This window comes from Ruegeria sp. YTSB088 (assembly GCF_059609825.1).
The window spans coordinates 151570-169639 of record NZ_JBXWMM010000007.1 but is presented as its reverse complement, the minus strand read 5'-3'; the positions used below and the strand labels follow the sequence as shown (position 1 = coordinate 169639).

The 18070-nt window shown below is 59.1% G+C and carries 22 protein-coding genes; 15 read left to right on the top strand and 7 right to left on the bottom strand.

Going from position 1 to position 18070, the window contains the following annotated elements:
• Positions 1–2 precede the first annotated feature (2 nt).
• The gene (locus AC2FFA_RS13205) at positions 3–803 is read right to left on the bottom strand and encodes a protein-disulfide reductase DsbD domain-containing protein (RefSeq protein ID WP_496851949.1); all 801 of its coding nucleotides are present in this window, start codon (positions 801–803) and stop codon (positions 3–5) included.
• 157 nt (positions 804–960) lie between these two features.
• On the opposite strand from AC2FFA_RS13205, the gene AC2FFA_RS13200 reads away from it, so the two are divergent.
• Positions 961–1515: a YqgE/AlgH family protein gene (locus AC2FFA_RS13200; protein ID WP_117870455.1), complete on the top strand. Its 555-nt coding sequence runs from the start codon at positions 961–963 to the stop codon at positions 1513–1515.
• Here AC2FFA_RS13200 and AC2FFA_RS13195 read toward each other — a convergent pair whose 3' ends face one another.
• On the bottom strand, positions 1516–2466 hold the full coding sequence (locus tag AC2FFA_RS13195; RefSeq protein ID WP_496851948.1) for an L-threonylcarbamoyladenylate synthase: 951 nt from the start codon (positions 2464–2466) through the stop codon (positions 1516–1518). It lies immediately after the preceding gene.
• A gap of 138 nt (positions 2467–2604) precedes the next feature.
• On the opposite strand from AC2FFA_RS13195, the gene AC2FFA_RS13190 reads away from it, so the two are divergent.
• From AC2FFA_RS13190 to AC2FFA_RS13160, 7 genes are all read left to right on the top strand, one after another.
• Positions 2605–4308: an acyl-CoA dehydrogenase gene (locus AC2FFA_RS13190; protein WP_117870451.1), complete on the top strand. Its 1704-nt coding sequence runs from the start codon at positions 2605–2607 to the stop codon at positions 4306–4308.
• Positions 4308–5354, top strand: a complete 1047-nt coding sequence (locus AC2FFA_RS13185) for an MBL fold metallo-hydrolase (RefSeq protein WP_496851947.1) — start codon at positions 4308–4310, stop codon at positions 5352–5354. The genes AC2FFA_RS13190 and AC2FFA_RS13185 overlap by 1 nt, the downstream gene beginning before the upstream one ends.
• 4 nt (positions 5355–5358) lie before the next feature.
• Entirely contained in the window at positions 5359–5811 is a 453-nt protein-coding gene (locus AC2FFA_RS13180; protein WP_117870447.1) for a DUF6173 family protein, read from the top strand.
• A gap of 56 nt (positions 5812–5867) precedes the next feature.
• Entirely contained in the window at positions 5868–7709 is a 1842-nt protein-coding gene (locus tag AC2FFA_RS13175) for a glycerophosphodiester phosphodiesterase (RefSeq protein ID WP_496851946.1), read from the top strand.
• The gene (locus AC2FFA_RS13170; protein ID WP_496851945.1) at positions 7696–8235 is read left to right on the top strand and encodes a hypothetical protein; all 540 of its coding nucleotides are present in this window, start codon (positions 7696–7698) and stop codon (positions 8233–8235) included. Before AC2FFA_RS13175 ends, AC2FFA_RS13170 begins: the two co-directional genes overlap by 14 nt.
• 89 nt (positions 8236–8324) lie before the next feature.
• Entirely contained in the window at positions 8325–8459 is a 135-nt protein-coding gene (locus AC2FFA_RS13165; RefSeq protein WP_117870443.1) for an aa3-type cytochrome c oxidase subunit IV, read from the top strand.
• Between the two features lie 17 nt (positions 8460–8476).
• Positions 8477–9109 carry a hypothetical protein gene (locus AC2FFA_RS13160; protein ID WP_496851944.1) on the top strand — a complete coding sequence of 211 codons (633 nt, stop codon included), beginning with the start codon at positions 8477–8479 and terminating at the stop codon, positions 9107–9109.
• Here AC2FFA_RS13160 and AC2FFA_RS13155 read toward each other — a convergent pair.
• Positions 9098–9430: an AzlD domain-containing protein gene (locus AC2FFA_RS13155; protein WP_117870439.1), complete on the bottom strand. Its 333-nt coding sequence runs from the start codon at positions 9428–9430 to the stop codon at positions 9098–9100. The genes AC2FFA_RS13160 and AC2FFA_RS13155 overlap by 12 nt on opposite strands.
• The gene (locus AC2FFA_RS13150) at positions 9427–10143 is read right to left on the bottom strand and encodes an AzlC family ABC transporter permease (RefSeq protein WP_496682495.1); all 717 of its coding nucleotides are present in this window, start codon (positions 10141–10143) and stop codon (positions 9427–9429) included. Before AC2FFA_RS13150 ends, AC2FFA_RS13155 begins: the two co-directional genes overlap by 4 nt.
• 49 nt (positions 10144–10192) lie before the next feature.
• Here AC2FFA_RS13150 and AC2FFA_RS13145 point away from each other — a divergent pair, with 49 nt between their 5' ends.
• The 6 genes from AC2FFA_RS13145 to AC2FFA_RS13120 are packed head-to-tail and all read left to right on the top strand — an operon-like array spanning position 10193 to position 15398.
• Positions 10193–11080: a formate dehydrogenase accessory sulfurtransferase FdhD gene (locus AC2FFA_RS13145; protein ID WP_496852032.1), complete on the top strand. Its 888-nt coding sequence runs from the start codon at positions 10193–10195 to the stop codon at positions 11078–11080.
• On the top strand, positions 11077–11613 hold the full coding sequence (locus AC2FFA_RS13140; protein ID WP_496851943.1) for a hypothetical protein: 537 nt from the start codon (positions 11077–11079) through the stop codon (positions 11611–11613). The genes AC2FFA_RS13145 and AC2FFA_RS13140 overlap by 4 nt, the downstream gene beginning before the upstream one ends.
• Positions 11610–12254, top strand: a complete 645-nt coding sequence (gene mobA, locus AC2FFA_RS13135; protein ID WP_496851942.1) for a molybdenum cofactor guanylyltransferase MobA — start codon at positions 11610–11612, stop codon at positions 12252–12254. Before AC2FFA_RS13140 ends, mobA begins: the two co-directional genes overlap by 4 nt.
• Positions 12251–12742, top strand: coding sequence for a molybdopterin-guanine dinucleotide biosynthesis protein B (mobB, locus tag AC2FFA_RS13130; RefSeq protein WP_496851941.1), 492 nt, complete (start codon positions 12251–12253; stop codon positions 12740–12742). The genes mobA and mobB overlap by 4 nt, the downstream gene beginning before the upstream one ends.
• The gene (locus AC2FFA_RS13125) at positions 12739–14808 is read left to right on the top strand and encodes a molybdopterin-binding protein (RefSeq protein WP_496851940.1); all 2070 of its coding nucleotides are present in this window, start codon (positions 12739–12741) and stop codon (positions 14806–14808) included. Before mobB ends, AC2FFA_RS13125 begins: the two co-directional genes overlap by 4 nt.
• The gene (locus AC2FFA_RS13120; RefSeq protein WP_299899207.1) at positions 14805–15398 is read left to right on the top strand and encodes a GNAT family N-acetyltransferase; all 594 of its coding nucleotides are present in this window, start codon (positions 14805–14807) and stop codon (positions 15396–15398) included. Before AC2FFA_RS13125 ends, AC2FFA_RS13120 begins: the two co-directional genes overlap by 4 nt.
• Here the strand turns inward: AC2FFA_RS13120 and AC2FFA_RS13115 are convergent.
• From AC2FFA_RS13115 to AC2FFA_RS13105, 3 genes are all read right to left on the bottom strand, one after another.
• Complete coding sequence (locus AC2FFA_RS13115) at positions 15395–16390, bottom strand: hypothetical protein (protein ID WP_496851939.1); 996 nt, start codon at positions 16388–16390, stop codon at positions 15395–15397. The two genes, AC2FFA_RS13120 and AC2FFA_RS13115, sit on opposite strands and share 4 nt — an antisense overlap.
• 14 nt (positions 16391–16404) lie before the next feature.
• Positions 16405–16875, bottom strand: a complete 471-nt coding sequence (gene greA, locus AC2FFA_RS13110; protein ID WP_117870427.1) for a transcription elongation factor GreA — start codon at positions 16873–16875, stop codon at positions 16405–16407.
• Between the two features lie 231 nt (positions 16876–17106).
• Positions 17107–17487, bottom strand: a complete 381-nt coding sequence (locus AC2FFA_RS13105) for a VOC family protein (RefSeq protein WP_117870425.1) — start codon at positions 17485–17487, stop codon at positions 17107–17109.
• Positions 17488–17573: 86 nt separating this feature from the next.
• Here AC2FFA_RS13105 and soxR point away from each other — a divergent pair, with 86 nt between their 5' ends.
• A complete protein-coding gene (soxR, locus tag AC2FFA_RS13100; protein WP_496851938.1) occupies positions 17574–18029 on the top strand; it encodes a redox-sensitive transcriptional activator SoxR in 456 nt (151 codons plus the stop codon).
• Positions 18030–18070 lie beyond the last annotated feature (41 nt).

Below are 18070 nucleotides of genomic sequence, written 5' to 3'. Positions count from 1 at the left end.
ACTCAGCCCGCGCTGCAGCCCAGAATATCGACTGCGTGATTGGAACCCAGAACGGTGATCCGGATCTCGGACCGGTCCAGTGCAAATGGTGCACCTGATGCGTTTATGATTTCTGCTTCGGCCACCAGAGTATCCCCTTGCCTCTGAGACACAGGTTGCGAGGCCCAAAGAGCAGGATTGCCGGGTTCGATAACAGCGACTTCGCGGCCACCCGCAGACGGCATCGTCATCCGAGCTTCAATCCGCATTCCGTCTTTCGTGGGCGTCAGATTACAGGTGGTCTTGGTGACACGTGCTTCGCGCGCGGAATAGGGTCGTTGCGCCAGCGCTGCAGCAATCGCCGGGTTGCGATCAGCGTCGGCGTCGAGCGTGTGGTCGAAATCCAGGCGTTCCGGGATGCAAACGTCTTTGCAGACCCCCAGATCCATCCTGCCTTTCAGGTGGACCGGTTTTGCCGGGTTGCGCGGAGTGACCTTAATGGGCAGGACCAGCTGGTTTTCATAGCCAATCGATTGTAGGCCATCCTGATCAAATATTTCTGGCGCGGGCCAGATGATTTCCACCTGGCCGATATTGCTGGATCGCTTCCAGTCGAACTCGGGTGGGATGCCGGAATCTCCTGGCGCGCGCCAGTAGGTCTTCCAGCCATCCTTGAGCGTCAGCTTCAAAGCGGACATGTAGGTGCCGTTGGCCGTCCGCCCGCCATCCAGAACATCCAACTGGACCACGTCATCCAAGCCTTGCGCGGCAACTGGGACGGACAGGCTCAGACACGCGAGTGCGGCGACAGCGGTAGGTTTCATCGACATCTTCATACCCCATAAATGCGCGTCGTTGGCGCGGATTCCAAGTCACGATCCGGTCACTGCGATGAAATCCGTCGAAATACGGGTTCGTCTCTTGCAAACTATGGTGCGGCGGGGCCATTGTTGATGTGAACTGACAATGAGATGACGGCCCATGGACCTGACCGGAAAACTGTTGATTGCGATGCCCGGAATGGGTGATCCGCGATTCGACCATTCGGTGGTGTATATGTGCAGCCATGGCGACGATGGCGCCATGGGATTGATCGTGAACAAGCCTTCGGATCTGCGAATCAAGACGTTGCTGGGGCAACTGAACATCGCCTGTCGTATCCCGGTCATCGGAGAGCGCCTTGTGCATTTCGGTGGCCCGGTCGAGATGTCGCGCGGATTTGTCCTGCATGGCTCCGATTATGAGGCCAATCTGCATTCGATGCATATTTCCGAGGAATTCAGCATGACGGCGACGCTGGATGTGCTTGAAGATCTGGCGTCTGGCAGCGGACCGCTGAATTCGATGCTGACGCTGGGCTATTCCGGCTGGGGGCCAGGCCAGCTTGAGGACGAAATTGCCATGAACGGCTGGCTGACCACCGAAGCCACGACGAAACTTGTCTTCGACGTGCCCGATGACGAAAAATGGGAAGCTGCGTTGGCGACGCTCGGTGTGGATCCTCTGACGTTATCCGCCAGCGCTGGCCGGGCCTGATCAGCTGTCGCGTGGTGCGGCGGCGCGGCGCAACCTGTCATTGATTGCAGCCCCCAATCCGGTGTTCGGGATCGGAGATACGGCAATTGGTCGCCCGGTCTCGTTCAACCTGTGAAGGGCTGCAAAGAGATTCGCGGCCGCCTCGCTCAGACGTCCTTCTACAGACAGGTTCAGGTCGCATTCTACTGGCCCGAAGCCCAGCAAAACCTCATCGCCCTGACGGGCCGTGACGTTCAGGCGCACAGGCGCATCCGGCGCATAATGCGACTGCAACTGTCCCGGAGCGGTCAGTAGATCGCCGGATTGATGCAGGTGCAGAGGCATGTTCAACACGCTTTCGATCCGGTCCAATGCAACGCCCCCCGGACGCAGCAATCTGGGCTCTCCGGCCAGACCGACTATGGTGGATTCCAGACCCACTCCGCAGGGACCGTCGTCCAGAACCGCCGCGATCCTTCCGCCAAGACCGGACCACACATGAGCTGCCGTTGTGGGGCTGATCTGACCCGAAGGATTTGCCGAGGGGGCCGCGACGGGCCCATCAACGTCGGCCAGCAGCGCACGCGCCGTCGGGTGCGCGGGCACGCGCACAGCCAAAGTGTCCAGCCCGGCGGTCACCAGTGAGGAAATCCCGTGTCCTTCGCGCAACGGCAAAACCAGGGTCACAGGACCGGGCCAGAAGGCCTGTGCCAGCTGCTCGGCATGATCCGACCATTGCACAAACCGCTGTGCCGCGCCCACCGAGGCGACATGGGCGATCAGCGGATTGAAGCTGGGCCGTCCCTTGGCCTCGTAGATCGACGCGACGGCCTGACCGTTGCGGGCGTCGCCGCCAAGGCCATAGACCGTTTCGGTCGGAAAAGCGACCAGAAGACCCTGACGCAACATATCGGCAGCCCGTGCGATGCCGCCGGGATCTGCCGTCAATTCCTGTGTGCCGGATGAGATCATATCTGATGACGCCGCGTTTTGGTTGCCTGGAACTTGAGGAAAGGTACGTAATCGGTTCAGGCCCACACGCTTACCGGCGCTTGAACTTGATTCCAAGCCCGCCGATGTATTCTGATCCGTTAGACCCCGAGAGAAACCATGCCATATCGCGCCCCAATCTCTGATTATCAATTTCTGCTGGACCATGTCGTCGGGTTCGACCAGGTCGCTGCCACCGAGACTTTCGCGGATGCCAGCGCCGATGTCGTCAGCGCCATCCTGACCGAAGCAGCCAAGATGAGCGAAGAGGTTCTGGCTCCATTGCAGCGTGCCGGTGATCTGGAACCGGCACGGCTTGAGAATGGCGTGCTGCGCAGTTCTCCGGGCTATGCCGATGGCTGGAAGGCGATTGCCGAAGGCGGGTGGATCGGGATCAGCGCTGATCCTCAATTTGGCGGTATGGGCCTACCGATGGCCATCACTACTGCCGTGAACGAGATGATGAGCGCCGCTTGCCTGTCGCTGCAACTTGCTCCGCTGATGGCGCAGGGCCAGATCGAGGCGCTGGAACATCACGCCAGCGACGAACTGAAGTCGCTGTATCTGCCCAAAATGATTTCCGGTGAGTGGTCTGCCACCATGAACCTGACCGAAGCACAGGCCGGATCGGATGTCGGTGCGCTGACCTCGAAGGCCGAACCAAACGGTGATGGCACCTACTCAGTGACCGGGCAGAAGATCTTCATTTCCTGGGGCGACAACGACTTTGCTGAAAATGTCTGCCATCTGGTTCTGGCCCGTCTGCCGGACGGTGTGCCCGGCACCAAGGGCATTTCCTTGTTTCTGGTACCGAAATACATCCCCGATGCGGCTGGAAACCCCGGCGTGGCCAACGACCTGAAGGTTGTTTCTGTCGAACACAAGATGGGCCTGCATGGCTCACCCACCTGCGTGATGCAATATGACGGCGCCAAAGGATGGCTTGTCGGTAAGGAACATGGTGGTATGGCGGCCATGTTTACCATGATGAACAACGCCCGCCTGGGTGTGGGTGGCCAGGGTGTGGGCGTTGCGGAAGGTGCCTATCAGCACGCTTTGGCCTATGCGCTGGAGCGTAAGCAGGGCAGGACGCCTTCGGGTACGATCATCGATCATGCGGATGTGCGTCGCATGATCATGGATATGCGCGCCGATATCTTTGCTGCGCGTGCGATTCTCATGGCCAACGCAACGGCGATTGATATGGCGAAAGCCACCGGCGACACAGACTGGGTTGCGCGGGCCGCGTTGTTGACGCCAATCGGCAAAAACTTTGGGGCCCGGACCGGAATAAGCGTGGCTGAAACCGGCGTGCAGGTGCATGGGGGCATGGGCTTTGTCGAAGAAACAGGTGCGGCGCAGTATTCCCGCGATGTTCGCGTGACCGCGATTTACGAGGGAACCGATGGCATTCAGGCCATGGACCTTGTTGCGCGCAAAATGATGGACGGCGGGGAGGCGGCGTCGAACCTTCTGGACGAGATCGAAGAACAGGCAGAACACGCGCGTACGACGATGCCCGATTTGGCCGGTCCTGTGTGGGAGGCAACAGAAACCCTGCGCGAGGCCACCGAATGGTTGGTGGCGCAGGACGACATGAACGATCGATTTGCAGGCGCAACGGCATATCTTCAGGCGTTTGCCCGGGTGCTTGGCGGGCACTATCACCTGTCCGCGGCACTGGCCGATCCGGAAGGACCACGGGCCAAGCTGGCGCGATACTACATCAACGCCTTGTTGCCCGAGCATTCCGGCCTTCTGGCGCGGGTGCAAAGCGGGGCGGATGATCTCTTTTCGCTCAGCCCAGACGAATTGGCGGCGTGATGGACGGGGATCGCGTTTCGGGGATCAGGTATCCGTGGGCTGAACCGCCTGCGCCGGGTGAGGCCGTCGAGGTTGCCGAGGGCGTTCTATGGATGCGCCTGCCTCTTCCGATGGCGCTGGATCACGTCAATATCTACGCACTGGACGATGGCGAAGGTTGGACGGTGATTGATACCGGGCTGTCGTCGAACAAGACGCGGCGTATCTGGGAAACCCTGATGGGTGGGCCTCTCGGGGGCAAACCGATCACCCGTGTGGTGGTGACGCATCATCATCCTGACCATGTCGGCAATGTCGGGTGGTTTCAGTCGGAGCACGGGGCCGAGCTGGTCACAAGCCGCACCTCATGGCTGTTTGCGCGAATGCTGACGCTTGATGTGCAGGAAACATGGCCGCAGGAGACGCTTGATTTCTATCGCTGCGCGGGCATGGCACCCGAGGTTCTGAATGCGCGGATGAAGGATCGTCCGTTCAACTTTGCCGACACGGTCTATCCCATGCCGCTGGGCTTTAAACGGATCAAGCAGGGCGACGTGATCCGAATGGGTGGCCGCGACTGGGACGTTCATATGGGCAATGGCCACGCGCCGGAACACGCCACCTTCTGGAGCCGTGATGACAATCTGGTGTTGAGCGGCGATCAGATTCTCAGCTCGATCAGTCCCAATCTGGGCGTCTATGCCACCGAACCGATGGCCGATCCGGTTTCAGCGTGGCTGGAAGCCTGCGAGCGTTTGCAAACGCTTGCCCGGCCCGATCATCTGGTCCTTGGCGGGCACAAGCTGCCTTTTACGGGTCTGCCGCTTAGAATGAGGCAGCTTATCGACAACCACCACGGCGCTTTGGATCGCCTGTTGAAACATCTGGATCAGCCCAGAGCTGCCGCCGATTGTTTTCTGCCTCTGTTCAAGCGCACGATCCGTGAAGGTGAATATGGGCTTGCGCTTGTTGAGGCGGTTGCGCATGTGAATCATCTCTACCACATTGGTGCAGTAACCCGGACGCAACGCGCCGACGGGGCATGGCTGTATCAGCGCAAAGGGTAGAAGAATGCAGGACCAGATCGAAACCTCGGCCGAGGCCGCCGAAGCCGCTGCTTTGCCGCGGTGTCATGAGGTGCACGCAGATCCCAACGCTCAATCCGGTGCCAAGGACCTGCCCGAGAGCTTGAAGAAGCCGGTCAAGAACAAAAGCCCTGCGCAATGGGCTTACGAACGCTTGATCATGTACATCCAGAACTTCGAAAAGACGCTGGACGGTGATCACGAAGTCGCCATGGGCTTCACCGGTGGCGATGCCGGCGTAATGCGGATCGAGGGGATGGGGTATTTCGACCCCGACATGATTACTTTTTATGGATCGGGCGGGGCCGGGGCCCGCACGCAACTGGTGCAGCATGTCAGTCAGTTGAATGTGATGCTGCGCGCTTTGCCTAAATCCGTCGAGGATAAACCTGCCAACCGTATCGGGTTCCGTCTGGCTGCGGATCTGAATGACAGCTGACTTGCAATTCACGCGTGCGCGCCTTTGAATGACTGCATCAGTCCGGAGGCCGCCACGTGACAACATTTTTTCAAGCAGTAACACATGCCTACGCCGAAGCTTGGGCCCGGCGTTGGGTCTTTGTGCCAATCTATGTCGCTGTGCGTTTGCTGTTGGTGGCGTTGATCGCACCGGGTGTGGCCGTGGCCGTCAATCTGGCGGTCTCTCTGTCAGATCAGACCGCTCTGACCGACCAGGACATTGCGATGTTCCTGCTGTCTCCGGCAGGGTTCATCGCGGGTGTCGCGGTGCTCAGCCTGTTTTTGCTGGCCGAGGTCTTTGTGTTCTCGGTCATGGCCGGGTCCTTGCGCATGGGGGAAGGCGACCCCTGGCGCGCAGGGGGCGCGGCGCTGGCACTGAACCTGTCCCGCTTTCCGGCACTGTTCGGGTTTGCCGTTCGGTTCATCCTGCGTGTCTTGCTGCTTGCCCTGCCGTTTGTGGCCATCGCGGGGTTGATCGCATGGTGGACGCTGACGGAATATGACATCAATTATTACCTGACGTTCCACCCTCCGGCCTTTCAGGTGGCCGTGGTTCTTATTGGACTTGTCGGTCTTGCGTTGGCATGGGTGTTGATTCGCCGTCTGTCCGGATGGGCACTGGCCCTGCACTTGGTCCTGTTTGAAGGTGCTTTACCACGCGGAGCATTCGCCAAAAGCGAACAAAAGATGGAAGGCAAGCGCGGGCGCTTGAAGATCGAACTTGCCCTTTGGCTGGGAATGCGGCTTGTGATTGCGGCGTTGATAGCTGCAATGGCAAGTTTGTTGTTTGCGCTTGTGCCGGTGCAGGAAGGCGGCAGCCTCAGACTGGCATTGATCCTCAGCCTGATCATCGCAGGGCTTTGGTCCTTGGCGGGGTTGGTTCTGGCGGCAACAGCGCTGGGCGCGCTGGCGGTTGTGCTGGACGCGTTTTTCGAAGCTGAGACAAAAGAAGTTCCCCATCCCGAACCCCGAAGGGTCCGCGTACCTGTACTTGTGACTGTCGCAGCGGCCCTGGCGGCATTGGGCATTGGCCTTTGGTTCGGTCAAAGCCGGCTGGAACGGGTGCAGGCGCCGGATCATGCTGAGGTCATCGGTCACCGGGGCGCTGCGGCTTTACGACCGGAAAACACAATGGCCTCGGTCCTGAAAGCGATCGAGGATGGTGCGGACTGGGTTGAGATAGACGTTCAGGAAACGGCGGATGATGTGATTATCGTGGCCCATGACAGCGATTTCATGAAGTTGGCCGGCGTCAACCTGAAGGTCTGGGATGCTACGATACAGGATGTGGCTGATATCGACATTGGAAGCTGGTTCGGGCCGGAATACGCCGCGGAGCGGACCCCGACCCTGCGAGAGGTTCTGGAAGCGGCCAGGGGCAAGTCCAAGGTCCTTATCGAACTGAAATACTATGGTCATGACGTTGATTTGGAAAACCGGGTGATCCACCTTGTCGAAGAGCTCGGGATGCAGGGCGACATTGCTACCATGTCGCTGAAGTACCCGGCTGTGCAAAAGATGAAAAAGTTGCGCCCCGACTGGCGCTCTGGAGTGCTGGCGGCCACGGCTGTCGGGGATCTGTCGGGGCTTGAAGGCGAATTTGTTGCGGTCAATGCAGGCATGGTGACACCGGGACTGATCCGCAAGGTGCAGGACGCGGGCAAGGATATCTACGTCTGGACTGTGAATGATCCGTTGCAGATGTCCAGAATGGCCTCGATGGGGGTGGATGGTCTGATCACCGACCGCCCGGCCATGGCCAATGAGGTTTTGCGCGTGCGCGCTGAAATGGGGCCGGGTGAGCGACTGTTGCTGTGGCTGGCCACTACGTTTGGATTGCAGGTCGATACAGAGGCGATGCGCGATGAAAGCCCTTAAACTGGCGCTGATTCTGGCTCTGCTGCCACTGTCGGCATGGGCTCAGGATTTGATGCGAGGATTTGAAATGCCGGGCCACCGCGCGCTGATCGAACAAAGCGAGGGCGCCGAACTGACCTCGTTTGAAACTGACGGCTGTTCAGGCGGGTTGTCAGCCAGTTGGCGCTGGGTGGCAAAGCAGTTTCCGCAAGTTGGCGAACTGTATCAAGAGCACCCGCCATGGGAGTATTGCTGCGTGACCCATGACCGGGCTTATCACAATGCAGGAGGAGCGGAGACGACCGAGGAAAGCTATGACGCACGTCTGGCTGCGGATGACGCCTTGCACGCCTGTGTGGTAGAGCACGGAGACCGCCATGCAGAAGATTATGCCGACCGGTACGACATGACACCTGACCAGATTCGCAGCGTGCACGCGATCACTGCGGATGCAATGTATGGGGCGGTGCGATTCGGTGGCGGGCCCTGTAGCGGCCTGCCCTGGCGGTGGGGTTTCGGGTATCCCGGTTGCTCGGTTCTCAAGTAAGCGCATCTTGCGCGTGAAAGACGTGGTGACAGGCGTTGTATTTTCTATTATCCAACAGATCAAACACGCGAATTGGGAATCTGAGACTCATGGCTGAATACAAGCACGGCGAAATGGACATCACGGTCCAAACCAAAACTTTCAATGGTTTCATCAAAGCCACCACGTGGTGTGTAGTCGCCATTGCCTTCCTGTGCCTGTTCCTGGCGGTTTTCGCCTCCTGATAGTATTGGGGGCTAAATTGCTCAGGATTTTGATTGCCTGCTTGTTGGCAGCGACGCTGGCAGGCTGTGCCAATTCAAGCCGTCCTCAGGCGGATCAGAATGAAGTCGTATCCCGGTCCTACAGTGATCCGGGGCTATCGACGCTGACGCTTTACACGATGATCAGCACCCGCACCGGATCGGGTGCACATACGTCGCTGATGATTTCGGGTAGCGAGCGGGTGATCTTTGACCCTGCCGGTTCGTTCCGGGCGGATGTTGTTCCTGTGAAGGATGACGTGCTCTATGGCATTACCCCGGCGGTCGAGCGGGCCTATCGCAGCTCGCACGCGCGCGAAACGCATTATGCCCGTATACAGACCATACAGGTGAGCCCGCAACAGGCTGAAATCGCCTTGCAACTGGCAAAGCAGTCCGGTCCGGTCGCCGGCGCATTCTGCACCAACGCGACTTCGCAACTGTTGAAGCAGGTGCCGGGATTCGAGCAGATCGATGTGACGTTCTATCCGGTGAAATTGTCGGAACAGTTCGCACAGATTCCGGGCGTCGTGACCGAAGAATACCGGGAAAACGACGATGCGGATCTGCAAAAAGGGTTGGCGGCGAACAATGCGCGTCTCAACCAGCTGAACGCTGTCTCAACTCAGTAGATAAAGCAGACCATAGAGCGTGGCGGCCCCGGAAAAGATGGCCGCCAGCACGTTTTTGCTGATCACTCCCACTATCAGGGCAACAGCCGCCGCCGACATACGGGGCAGATCGGGCTGTCCTTCGGTGGCCGATGGCCAGACAACCAGCGGTGCGATCAATGCAGGAAGGATGGCCACCGCTGTATACCGCAGGTGACGCAGCAGCCAGGGCGGCATCGTGCGATCACCTACAAAACCGATAAAGACAAAGCGAAGCGCATAACTGCCGATGGCAAGCCCGATGATAATGGCCCAGATGGTGACGGACTCCGGCTGCGTCATGACTGCGTCTTTCTACGTTCGAGGATCAGTTCCGCTTGCGCTCCGGCAATCATTCCAGCGCATCCGGCGATCAACAGACCTAGATTGAACGGGATTGCGACCGTCAGCAACGAAACCGTGATGGCCACAAGTGCTGCGACCACATGTGCAAAGGTCCGCATCATAGGCCCTATCATGGCCAGAAAGGTAATAGGCAGGGCAAAATCCAGCGCCCAGCTTTCCGGTATTTGTGCACCCAGCACTGCGCCCAGATAGGTGCCCAGAATCCAGAGCGGCGTGATCGGCGTGACAGAGCCCACGAAATAGGCCATGCGTTGTGGCACTGACAGGTCAGGCTCTTTCTCGAACCGCACGATGGAGCAGGCATAAGATTGATCCACGGTCAGATATGCCGCAAAGGCACGCTGCCACATTGGCGCGGAACCCAGGTAAGGTGTCAGTGATGCGGAATACATCGCCATACGCAGATTCACGGCCAGCGCCGAGATTACGATGATCACGGTCGGGGTGTTGTCCTGCAACAGTTGCAGGGCCGCGAATTGCGCTGCTCCGGCAAAAACGGTTGATGTAAAGGCCATCGTCTGAACAAGGGTCAGCCCGGCTTCGGTCGCGAAAACACCAAACAGAAGGCCAAAGGGCACGGCGACGAAGATGAACGGCGTCCCGTCCCGAAAACCTTTCCAGAAGTATGACTTGGATGTGGCAGAGGCCATGGCTAAATCCTATGGTGATGCGTGCAGCAGTAACTGTCTTGGGAAGGGGTTGCAATTGGCCACGGAATTCGATCTGTCGAACTATCTTATCGCCCCTGATCCGGGCGCGACACGCCTGACCCGCGCGGTTGAGGGCGTGGACCAGAACGGCGAAATCAACCAGATTTCGGTGGTCGAAGAGCGCCCGTTGACGATATTCCTCAACGCGCAGGAAATCGTGACAGCGATGACCATTGGCGATTACCCCGAATATCTGGCGCTGGGCTTTCTGCGCAATCAGGGGATGCTACTGGCGGATGACGAAATCACGCGCGTGGAATATGATGACGATCTTGAAACCGTGATCGTCCGCACCGCGCGCCAGACGTCTTACGAGGATAAGCTGAAGAAAAAGACGCGCACCAGCGGGTGTGCCGTAGGTACGGTGTTTGGCGACATGATGGAGGGGCTTGAGGACGTGCAACTGCCGCAGGTTCAGGTGCGTACTTCGTGGCTGTACGAACTGGCCTCGAAGATCAACCGCACCCCGTCGCTGTATCTCGAGGCCGGGGCAATCCACGGCACTGTCCTGTGCCGTGAAAACCGCCCGCTGGTGTATATGGAAGACGTGGGCCGCCATAACGCCGTCGACAAGATTGCAGGCTGGATGCTGTCCGAGAATGAGGCGGCGGAGGACAAGATTCTCTATACCACCGGTCGCCTGACATCCGAGATGGTGATCAAGACAGCAATGATGGGCATTCCGGTTCTGGCCTCCCGCTCAGGCTTCACCGCATGGGGTGTCGAGATCGCGCGCGAAGTCGGGCTGACGCTGATCGGCAGGATGCGCGGGCAGCGCTTTGTCTGCCTCTCGGGTGACGACCGTCTGCTGCGCGACGTGGACCCGTCTACCGTGTCAGGCGAGGACAAGAAACACCGCCGCAAAAGTGCAGGATGATTTTGGAAACTCTCAGACTCTTTTTCTTGATTGTTGTGACGGTCAGTATCTTACCGCTGAGCATTCTTGCTGCCCGAAACTACGCGCGCAGCAAACGGACCATCGTAGACGGGATGGCACGGTTGGACGAGGAAACTCTGAATCGATTGGGATGGGACGCAAGAGACTATATCGGTACATTTGACCTGTTTGCCCCATTCCGGATGGGGTGGGCAGCTTGGGGATTGGCGGTGAAAAAACAAAGCGCTGTATTGCAACGTATCCTCCTTCAAGGTTTGCCGGACTCAGTCGTATTACCCGACGAAATCCGACGATCACTCCGCAGGTATCGGTGCTATTTCTGGTCGTTTTTCGCGCCTATGGCGGTTTTGGTGCTGTTTCTCGCTTCCATTCGCTTCAGCCATGTTTTGGCCGACTTTTCCGGACTTCCTTTGAGCCTGTGTTTCATTTTGCTTGGTGCGGGCAATGGGGTTTGGGTTTTTACACCGCTGGAGAAATTTCGAAAATGGCCGGATATCGAAGACCCATCATGACCAAACCGCTCGGCATAATTCTCGCAGGCGGGCAGGCCACACGTATGGGCGGTGGCGACAAAGGTCTGCTGCAGATTGGAAGGCAGAGCCTGCTGTCCCATGTTATCGAACGTATCGCTCCACAGGTGAGTGGCCTGGCGTTGAACGCCAATGGAGACCCCGAGCGTTTCGCCGACCTGAACCTGCCCGTCCTGCCTGATACGATCAACGGATTTGCGGGCCCTCTGGCCGGTGTGCTGGCCGGGCTCGACTGGGCGGCAGGGCAGGGGGCAGACAGCATCGTGACGGTTGCCGCAGACACGCCATTCTTCCCGCGCGACCTGGTGGCGCGACTGACACAGGCTGCGGAAGGGCAGGTGCACCCTCTGGTGTTGGCCACCACGCCGCGTACGGGCGACGAGGCGCTGAAATCCGGCGGGGGCAAGCGGGTCAACCGACACCCGACCTTTGGGATCTGGCCCGTGGCGCTGCGCGATGATCTGCGGGGGGCGCTGATGGACGGGTTGCGCAAGGTGGTGATGTGGACTGACAAACATGACGGGCGCGAGGCTTTGTTCAACGCCGACCCGTTCGATCCGTTCTTCAACGTCAACACGCCTGAAGATCTGGACCGTGCTCGAACTTTGTTGGAGCAAGCATGAGGGTCTATGGCGTCACGGGCTGGAAGAATGCCGGCAAAACCGGGCTGATGGAACGGCTGGTGGCCGAGATAACCAGCCGGGGTTTCTCGGTCTCTACGGTCAAACACGCGCATCACAGCGTCGATGTGGATCAGCCGGGCACGGACAGTCACCGGCACCGCGTGGCAGGGGCCAGCGAGGTATTGCTTGCCTCGGGGCTACGCATTGCTCTGATGCAGGAATTGCGGGGCGCGCCTGAACCGCCCCTCGCCGAACTGCTGGCGCGGCTCTCGCCGGTCGATCTGGTGCTGGTCGAAGGGTTCAAGCGCGAGGACCACCCCAAGATCGAAGCGTATCGCGTCGCGGCGGGTAACGCGCTGATGGCACCTGAAAACGGCACCATCCGCGCGGTGGCCAGTGACACCGCGCTGGATCTGGATCGCCCGGTTTTTGATCTGAACGACACGGCCGGCGTCACGGATTTCATACTGAAAGAGGTCGGATTGTGAGCCCGTTGCAAACCTTTGCAATGGTGGATTGGTCTGGGGGGAACGACACCGGGCCGACCCCGCGCAAGGATGCGATCTGGGCCTGCATTGTACGTAATGGAAAAGTGCTTGACCCCGAATACCTGCGTAACAGGCTGGTTGCAGAGCAATGGTTGGATACTCTGATCCGAGCCGAACTGAAGGCCGGTCGCCGTCTGCTTCTTGGGTTCGATTTTCCTTTTGGATATCCTTGCGGATTCGCCCGCGCGATGACCGGTACGGACGATCCGCTGGCTTTGTGGGACTGGTTCGACCAACATATCGAGGATTCCCCGAAGGCCAACAATCGCTTTGATCTGGCGGGTCGGATCAACTTGCGGTTTGGTGGTCTCGGCCCGTTCTGGATGAACGGATTGCGCCGAGATATTGACGGTCTGCCACGTACCAAAACGGGCTATTCAAACCCGTTCCCGGACCGCCGTGTCGTTGAGACTCTGGCAAAAGGCAGCTTCACTTGCTGGCAGATGGCAGGGGCAGGCGCGGTTGGCGGACAAGTTATGATGGGATTGCCGGTTCTGAACCGGCTTCGCCACCGGTTTACCGGGCAAGTCTCTGTCTGGCCGTTCGAGCCGCTGGATAAACCCGTCGCCTTCGTGGAAATCTGGCCGTCTTTATCCCTTGGCGCAGCACCGGATGGACGGATCAAGGACGCTTGGCAGGTTGAACAGGTTGCCTTGACTCTGTCGCGTCTGACAGAGCAGGAGTTGGATGCGCAATTGAACGTCTCAGCGGCAGAGGAAGGTTGGATATTGGGTGTGCCTCAGGACAAGCCGAACATAGCCCCGCCTCCGTTGCGGAACGATTGTTTTGCGTTGCCTGCCGGGGTCAACTGGACACCGGTCGATGACGCTCTAGCCTATTTGCGCGACAGGCTGCACCCGATCACGTCAGTTGAGACGGTTGCGCTGAACAACACGAGCGGGCGCATTCTGGCCGGGGATGTGGTCGCCCGACGCTCGAACCCGCCGTTACCGAATACGGCTGTGGATGGGTTCGGGTTTGCTGGCCCCGCCCCCGATGGCCCACAGATCATGCCATTGATTGACGGGCGTGCGGCGGCGGGAATTCCGTTCGACGGTGACGTGCCTCAAGGCCGGGCATTGCGCGTGCTGACGGGTGCGGCGCTGCCTGACGGGGTGGATACGGTTATTCTGGAAGAGGATGTCACGGTCAAAGACGGCCACATTGCTTTCCACGGCCCGCTTAAAAAAGGCGCAAATACACGGCGCGCGGGAGAGGACGTGACCGCAGGCGATATCGCTCTTCCTGCCGGGCGCAGGCTGACCCCCGCCGATCTTGCGCTGCTGTCTGCCGTGGGGATTGCCGAAGTCAACGTACGCAAACCGCTTCGCGTGGCTGTAGTGTCCACGGGCGATGAACTGGTCGAAGCCGGAGAGCGCGCTGGTCCGGGTCAGATTTTCGACGCCAACCGCCCGTTGCTGCTGTCATTGATCGATCGGATGGGGTTCGTGCCCGTGGATATGGGCCGTGTTTCGGATGATCGGGACGCCTTGCGGGATCGATTGGACCAGTCAACAAAACAGGCGGATGTGATTTTGACCAGTGGTGGCGCGTCAGCAGGCGACGAGGACCACGTCTCAGCCCTGTTGCGTCAGGCCGGGGCGATGCAGCACTGGCGCATTGCGTTGAAGCCCGGGCGGCCGCTGGCTCTGGGTTTGTGGTCCGGCGTGCCGGTGTTTGGCCTGCCCGGAAACCCGGTTGCGGCCATGGTCTGTACTTTGATCTTCGCGCGCCCGGCTTTGGGGTTGATGTCCGGCGAAGGCTGGGCTGAACCGCAGGGTTTCGAAGTGCCTGCCGCCTTTGAAAAGCGTAAAAAACCGGGTCGCCGGGAATATCTGCGCGCCAGAATGCGCGATGGGCGGGCCGAAGTCTTCCACTCGGAAGGGTCAGGCCGGATCAGTGGTCTCAGCTGGGCTGAAGGGTTGGTCGAAATCGAGGACGGTGCGCGTCACGTCAAACCGGGCGATATGGTCCGTTTCCTCCCGTATGGAAGTTTCGGGTTGTGACGGTCACAATTTCCAGAGAGTTCGCCGATCAGGAACGCGCGCAAGCGGCGGCCCTGTTCTGGCAGGCATTTTCGGCCAAGCTGGGCAAAGTCATGGGGCCGGACGAAAAAGGATTGGCTTTCTTTGAAATCGCATTGAACCCGGATTTCGCGCTGGTTGCGCGGGATGAAACGGGCCGGGTGCTGGGTCTGGCGGGTTTCAAGACACGTGACGGCTCTTTTGCGGGGGGCAATATGTCCGACCTGGCGCGGGTCTATGGCTGGTTCGGGGCTATCTGGCGCGCTTTGGTTCTGAGCGTGCTGGAGCGCGAGCTGAAACCGGGCGTGTTCCAGATGGATGGTATTTTTGTCGCTGCCGAGGCGCGCGGCAAAGGAGTGGGCACGGCATTGCTGAATGCCATCAAGTGCGAGGCCCGTAACCACAACATGTCAGAGGTTCAGCTTGATGTCATCGACACAAACCCCCGGGCCCGCAGCTTGTACGAGCGCGAGGGGTTTCTGCCTTTGGGTCAAGAAAAAACCGGACCGCTGAAGTATCTGTTCAATTTCAGCAGTGCGACCAAAATGTCGTGGGTTGTCGGGCCGGATTAATCAAACGTGCCTGCCACGCGGCCCAGCAACATGAATGCGCGTGCCGTTCGGGTTTCACCCAATTCACTCAGTTCCGCATCGCTTGCCGTGGGTTCAAACTCGGCCATCATCTTGTCAAACCGACGCAGGAAATGGTGAGCGGCGTCGCGGAAAATCGGGTCCTGTTTCATTCGGGCTGCCGTCAGTGCAAGTGAAGATCTGTCGCGTACACCCCCCAGCGCCGCCACAGCTCGCCCGCGTGTGCCCTGGGCGAACTGGCGCCAGATTTCTGGCCGGGCCATGTCGGGGCGCAGGTCATCCATGTAGATGCCTTCCTGGCTGAGCAGCGTCAGAACATCCTGCGAAGCTTGCACAAGCTGTGCCGTCTTGCGGTCCTTCAATGCAACACGCAGTGCATTGAACCCCTCGGTGTCGTCCTGCGTTTCGGGGAAATTCAGTGCGCGGATGAAAACCTCGGTACTCAGTGGTGAAGTGATCTCTTCCGCAGGTGTCCCAAGTTCCAACGAGGTCTGGTCGCCCTGAGTGGAAGGCTGCGCCGCTGCGGCAGAGCGCGCGGTGCGTTTGCTCGAGAATGTTGCCAAGGCGTCTTCGGTTTTCCGTGTGGCCGCAGCGATTTCGTCCAGCTTTTTGGTTACCGCGGGTTCATAAGTGCTGGAGGCGCGTTGCTGCTGCGCCACATAGGCTTGTCGGATCGCGTCAATTGCTGTTTGCAGGCGTTCGCTTTCCTCTCGCATCACCCGGCTGGCGCGCATCGCGGTGGCCGCAACCCAGATCATCGCCACGGGCATGAACACGGCCAGAAAGGCGACGACAAAGCCACCGTTCTGCCCTTGGCCGGGCAGCACGAGAAAGACGACCGACACCACCAGCCAGATCAGGCTGAGCACCAGTGCGGCAATCTCGATTTCGGTGACAGCCGGAGTCTTCGGGCGATCATAGATGCCCAGCGACGTCGGCTTTTCGGTTTCCGGGTCAGGTTTTGGCCCCGACATTACATGCGCTCCGGTCAGGCGTACTCGATACTCAGGATTTCGTAAGAGCGCACGCCGCCGGGTGTACGCACTTCGACACTGTCCCCTTCATCTTTGCCGATCAGGGCGCGGGCGATAGGGGATTTGATGTTCAGCAGGCCGTTTTCGATATTGGCCTCGTATTCACCAACGATCTGCCAGGTCTTTTCTTCCTCGGTATCTTCGTCGACCAATGTAACCTTTGCGCCAAATTTGACTGCGCCGGTCAACTTGGACGGGTCAATGACGTCGGCAAGCGACAGGATACCTTCCAGTTCCTTGATGCGACCTTCGATGAAGCCCTGTTTTTCGCGGGCAGAATGATATTCGGCGTTTTCCTTCAGGTCGCCCAGTTCCCGAGCCGATGCGATCGCTTCGATGATCGCCGGGCGTTCAACGGATTTGAGATTCTTCAGCTCAGCCGCGAGCGCGGCATTGCCCGCAGGCGTCATCGGGATCTTTTCCATACTCTCTACGTCCACGCATAAATTGAGTCGCCCCGCCGCACAGGAGCGTCGGGGCGAGTGTTAGGTTGGCAGTTACCTGACCCAAATGCCACGTGAATTGCAAGAGGTGTCAGCGCCAGCAGCGATCAATTCGCGACTTCGCGCCGTTTTGATTTAGGATGGGGCCTGTGCCGATGATCGGGATGCCGCGACCTGCGCCAACGCTGCGACGGGGTGCAAAGCCAAATCATCTCAATCATATTGCACCACTTCGAACTCGATGCCGTTATCATCTCTGAAATAGAATCGACGTCCAGGTTCGTAATCGGCGTGGTTGTGGGGTTCGAACCCCACATCGCGCACTTTGGCTTCGGTCGCATCGATATCTTCGACCAGCACGCCAACATGGTTCAGCCCTCCGACCACATCGTAGCTGCTTTCATCCGACTGTTTCGGGTCGTCAGGTTTATACAGCGCCAGATACGTATGGGCCGAGCCGACATGCACAGTGTATCCACCGGCAATTGCAGGGCCTTCCCAACGGGTTTTCCAGCCAAAGACCTTTTGCATCCAACCGGCCGAGGCCTGCGGGTCGCGGACAGTGAAATTGGTGTGTTCAAGCGTCGCCATCATGGGATCTCCTGTGTTTTTTGGCTTGTCCCGACTCACCGTAATTTCTAAACCTAACTTTAGGTCAAGGTGTTTTTTGTGAGGGTGTGATGGCTGTTTCAGAGGGGCTGGCGATTGGCGCATTGGCCCGGCGCACAGGGCTGGCCGTGTCGGCCATCCGGTATTACGAAGCACAGGGTCTGATTTCGCCCTGGCGCAACGCGGGCGGGCAGCGACGTTACCAACGGGCCGATATTCGGCGGCTGAGTTTTGTCATGATTGCGCAGCAGTTCGGCCTGACCCTGCCTGAAATCCGTGAGGTGTTGTCGGGCCTGCCGGGAAATCGCACACCGACGCCGCAGGACTGGAAGGCCATTAGTGTACAGCTTCGGGCCCATCTGGATCAGCGAATCGATACCCTGACGCGGTTGCGCGACAACCTCGATGACTGCATCGGGTGTGGGTGTCTGAGCTTGCCGAAATGTGCGCTCTATAACCCCGATGACCGCGCAAAATCGAATGGTAGCGGTCCCAGATACCTGATGGGGGACACACCGGAAGGTTGATGTGTCGAATAGCCCCCTTGTTACGCCGTGTTTCGATTGAC

Coding starts and splice junctions, on each gene's coding strand:
- AC2FFA_RS13150 (WP_496682495.1), bottom strand. CDS start 10,143: ATGGCCTCTGCCACATCCAAGTCATACTTCTGGAAAGGTTTTCGGGAC.
- AC2FFA_RS13155 (WP_117870439.1), bottom strand. CDS start 9,430: ATGACGCAGCCGGAGTCCGTCACCATCTGGGCCATTATCATCGGGCTT.
- AC2FFA_RS13205 (WP_496851949.1), bottom strand. CDS start 803: ATGAAACCTACCGCTGTCGCCGCACTCGCGTGTCTGAGCCTGTCCGTC.
- AC2FFA_RS13140 (WP_496851943.1), top strand. CDS start 11,077: ATGATTTTGGAAACTCTCAGACTCTTTTTCTTGATTGTTGTGACGGTC.
- AC2FFA_RS13105 (WP_117870425.1), bottom strand. CDS start 17,487: ATGATGGCGACGCTTGAACACACCAATTTCACTGTCCGCGACCCGCAG.
- AC2FFA_RS13115 (WP_496851939.1), bottom strand. CDS start 16,390: ATGTCGGGGCCAAAACCTGACCCGGAAACCGAAAAGCCGACGTCGCTG.
- greA (WP_117870427.1), bottom strand. CDS start 16,875: ATGGAAAAGATCCCGATGACGCCTGCGGGCAATGCCGCGCTCGCGGCT.
- AC2FFA_RS13180 (WP_117870447.1), top strand. CDS start 5,359: ATGCAGGACCAGATCGAAACCTCGGCCGAGGCCGCCGAAGCCGCTGCT.
- AC2FFA_RS13200 (WP_117870455.1), top strand. CDS start 961: ATGGACCTGACCGGAAAACTGTTGATTGCGATGCCCGGAATGGGTGAT.
- soxR (WP_496851938.1), top strand. CDS start 17,574: ATGGCTGTTTCAGAGGGGCTGGCGATTGGCGCATTGGCCCGGCGCACA.
- AC2FFA_RS13190 (WP_117870451.1), top strand. CDS start 2,605: ATGCCATATCGCGCCCCAATCTCTGATTATCAATTTCTGCTGGACCAT.
- AC2FFA_RS13165 (WP_117870443.1), top strand. CDS start 8,325: ATGGCTGAATACAAGCACGGCGAAATGGACATCACGGTCCAAACCAAA.
- AC2FFA_RS13185 (WP_496851947.1), top strand. CDS start 4,308: ATGGACGGGGATCGCGTTTCGGGGATCAGGTATCCGTGGGCTGAACCG.
- AC2FFA_RS13170 (WP_496851945.1), top strand. CDS start 7,696: ATGAAAGCCCTTAAACTGGCGCTGATTCTGGCTCTGCTGCCACTGTCG.
- mobA (WP_496851942.1), top strand. CDS start 11,610: ATGACCAAACCGCTCGGCATAATTCTCGCAGGCGGGCAGGCCACACGT.
- mobB (WP_496851941.1), top strand. CDS start 12,251: ATGAGGGTCTATGGCGTCACGGGCTGGAAGAATGCCGGCAAAACCGGG.
- AC2FFA_RS13195 (WP_496851948.1), bottom strand. CDS start 2,466: ATGATCTCATCCGGCACACAGGAATTGACGGCAGATCCCGGCGGCATC.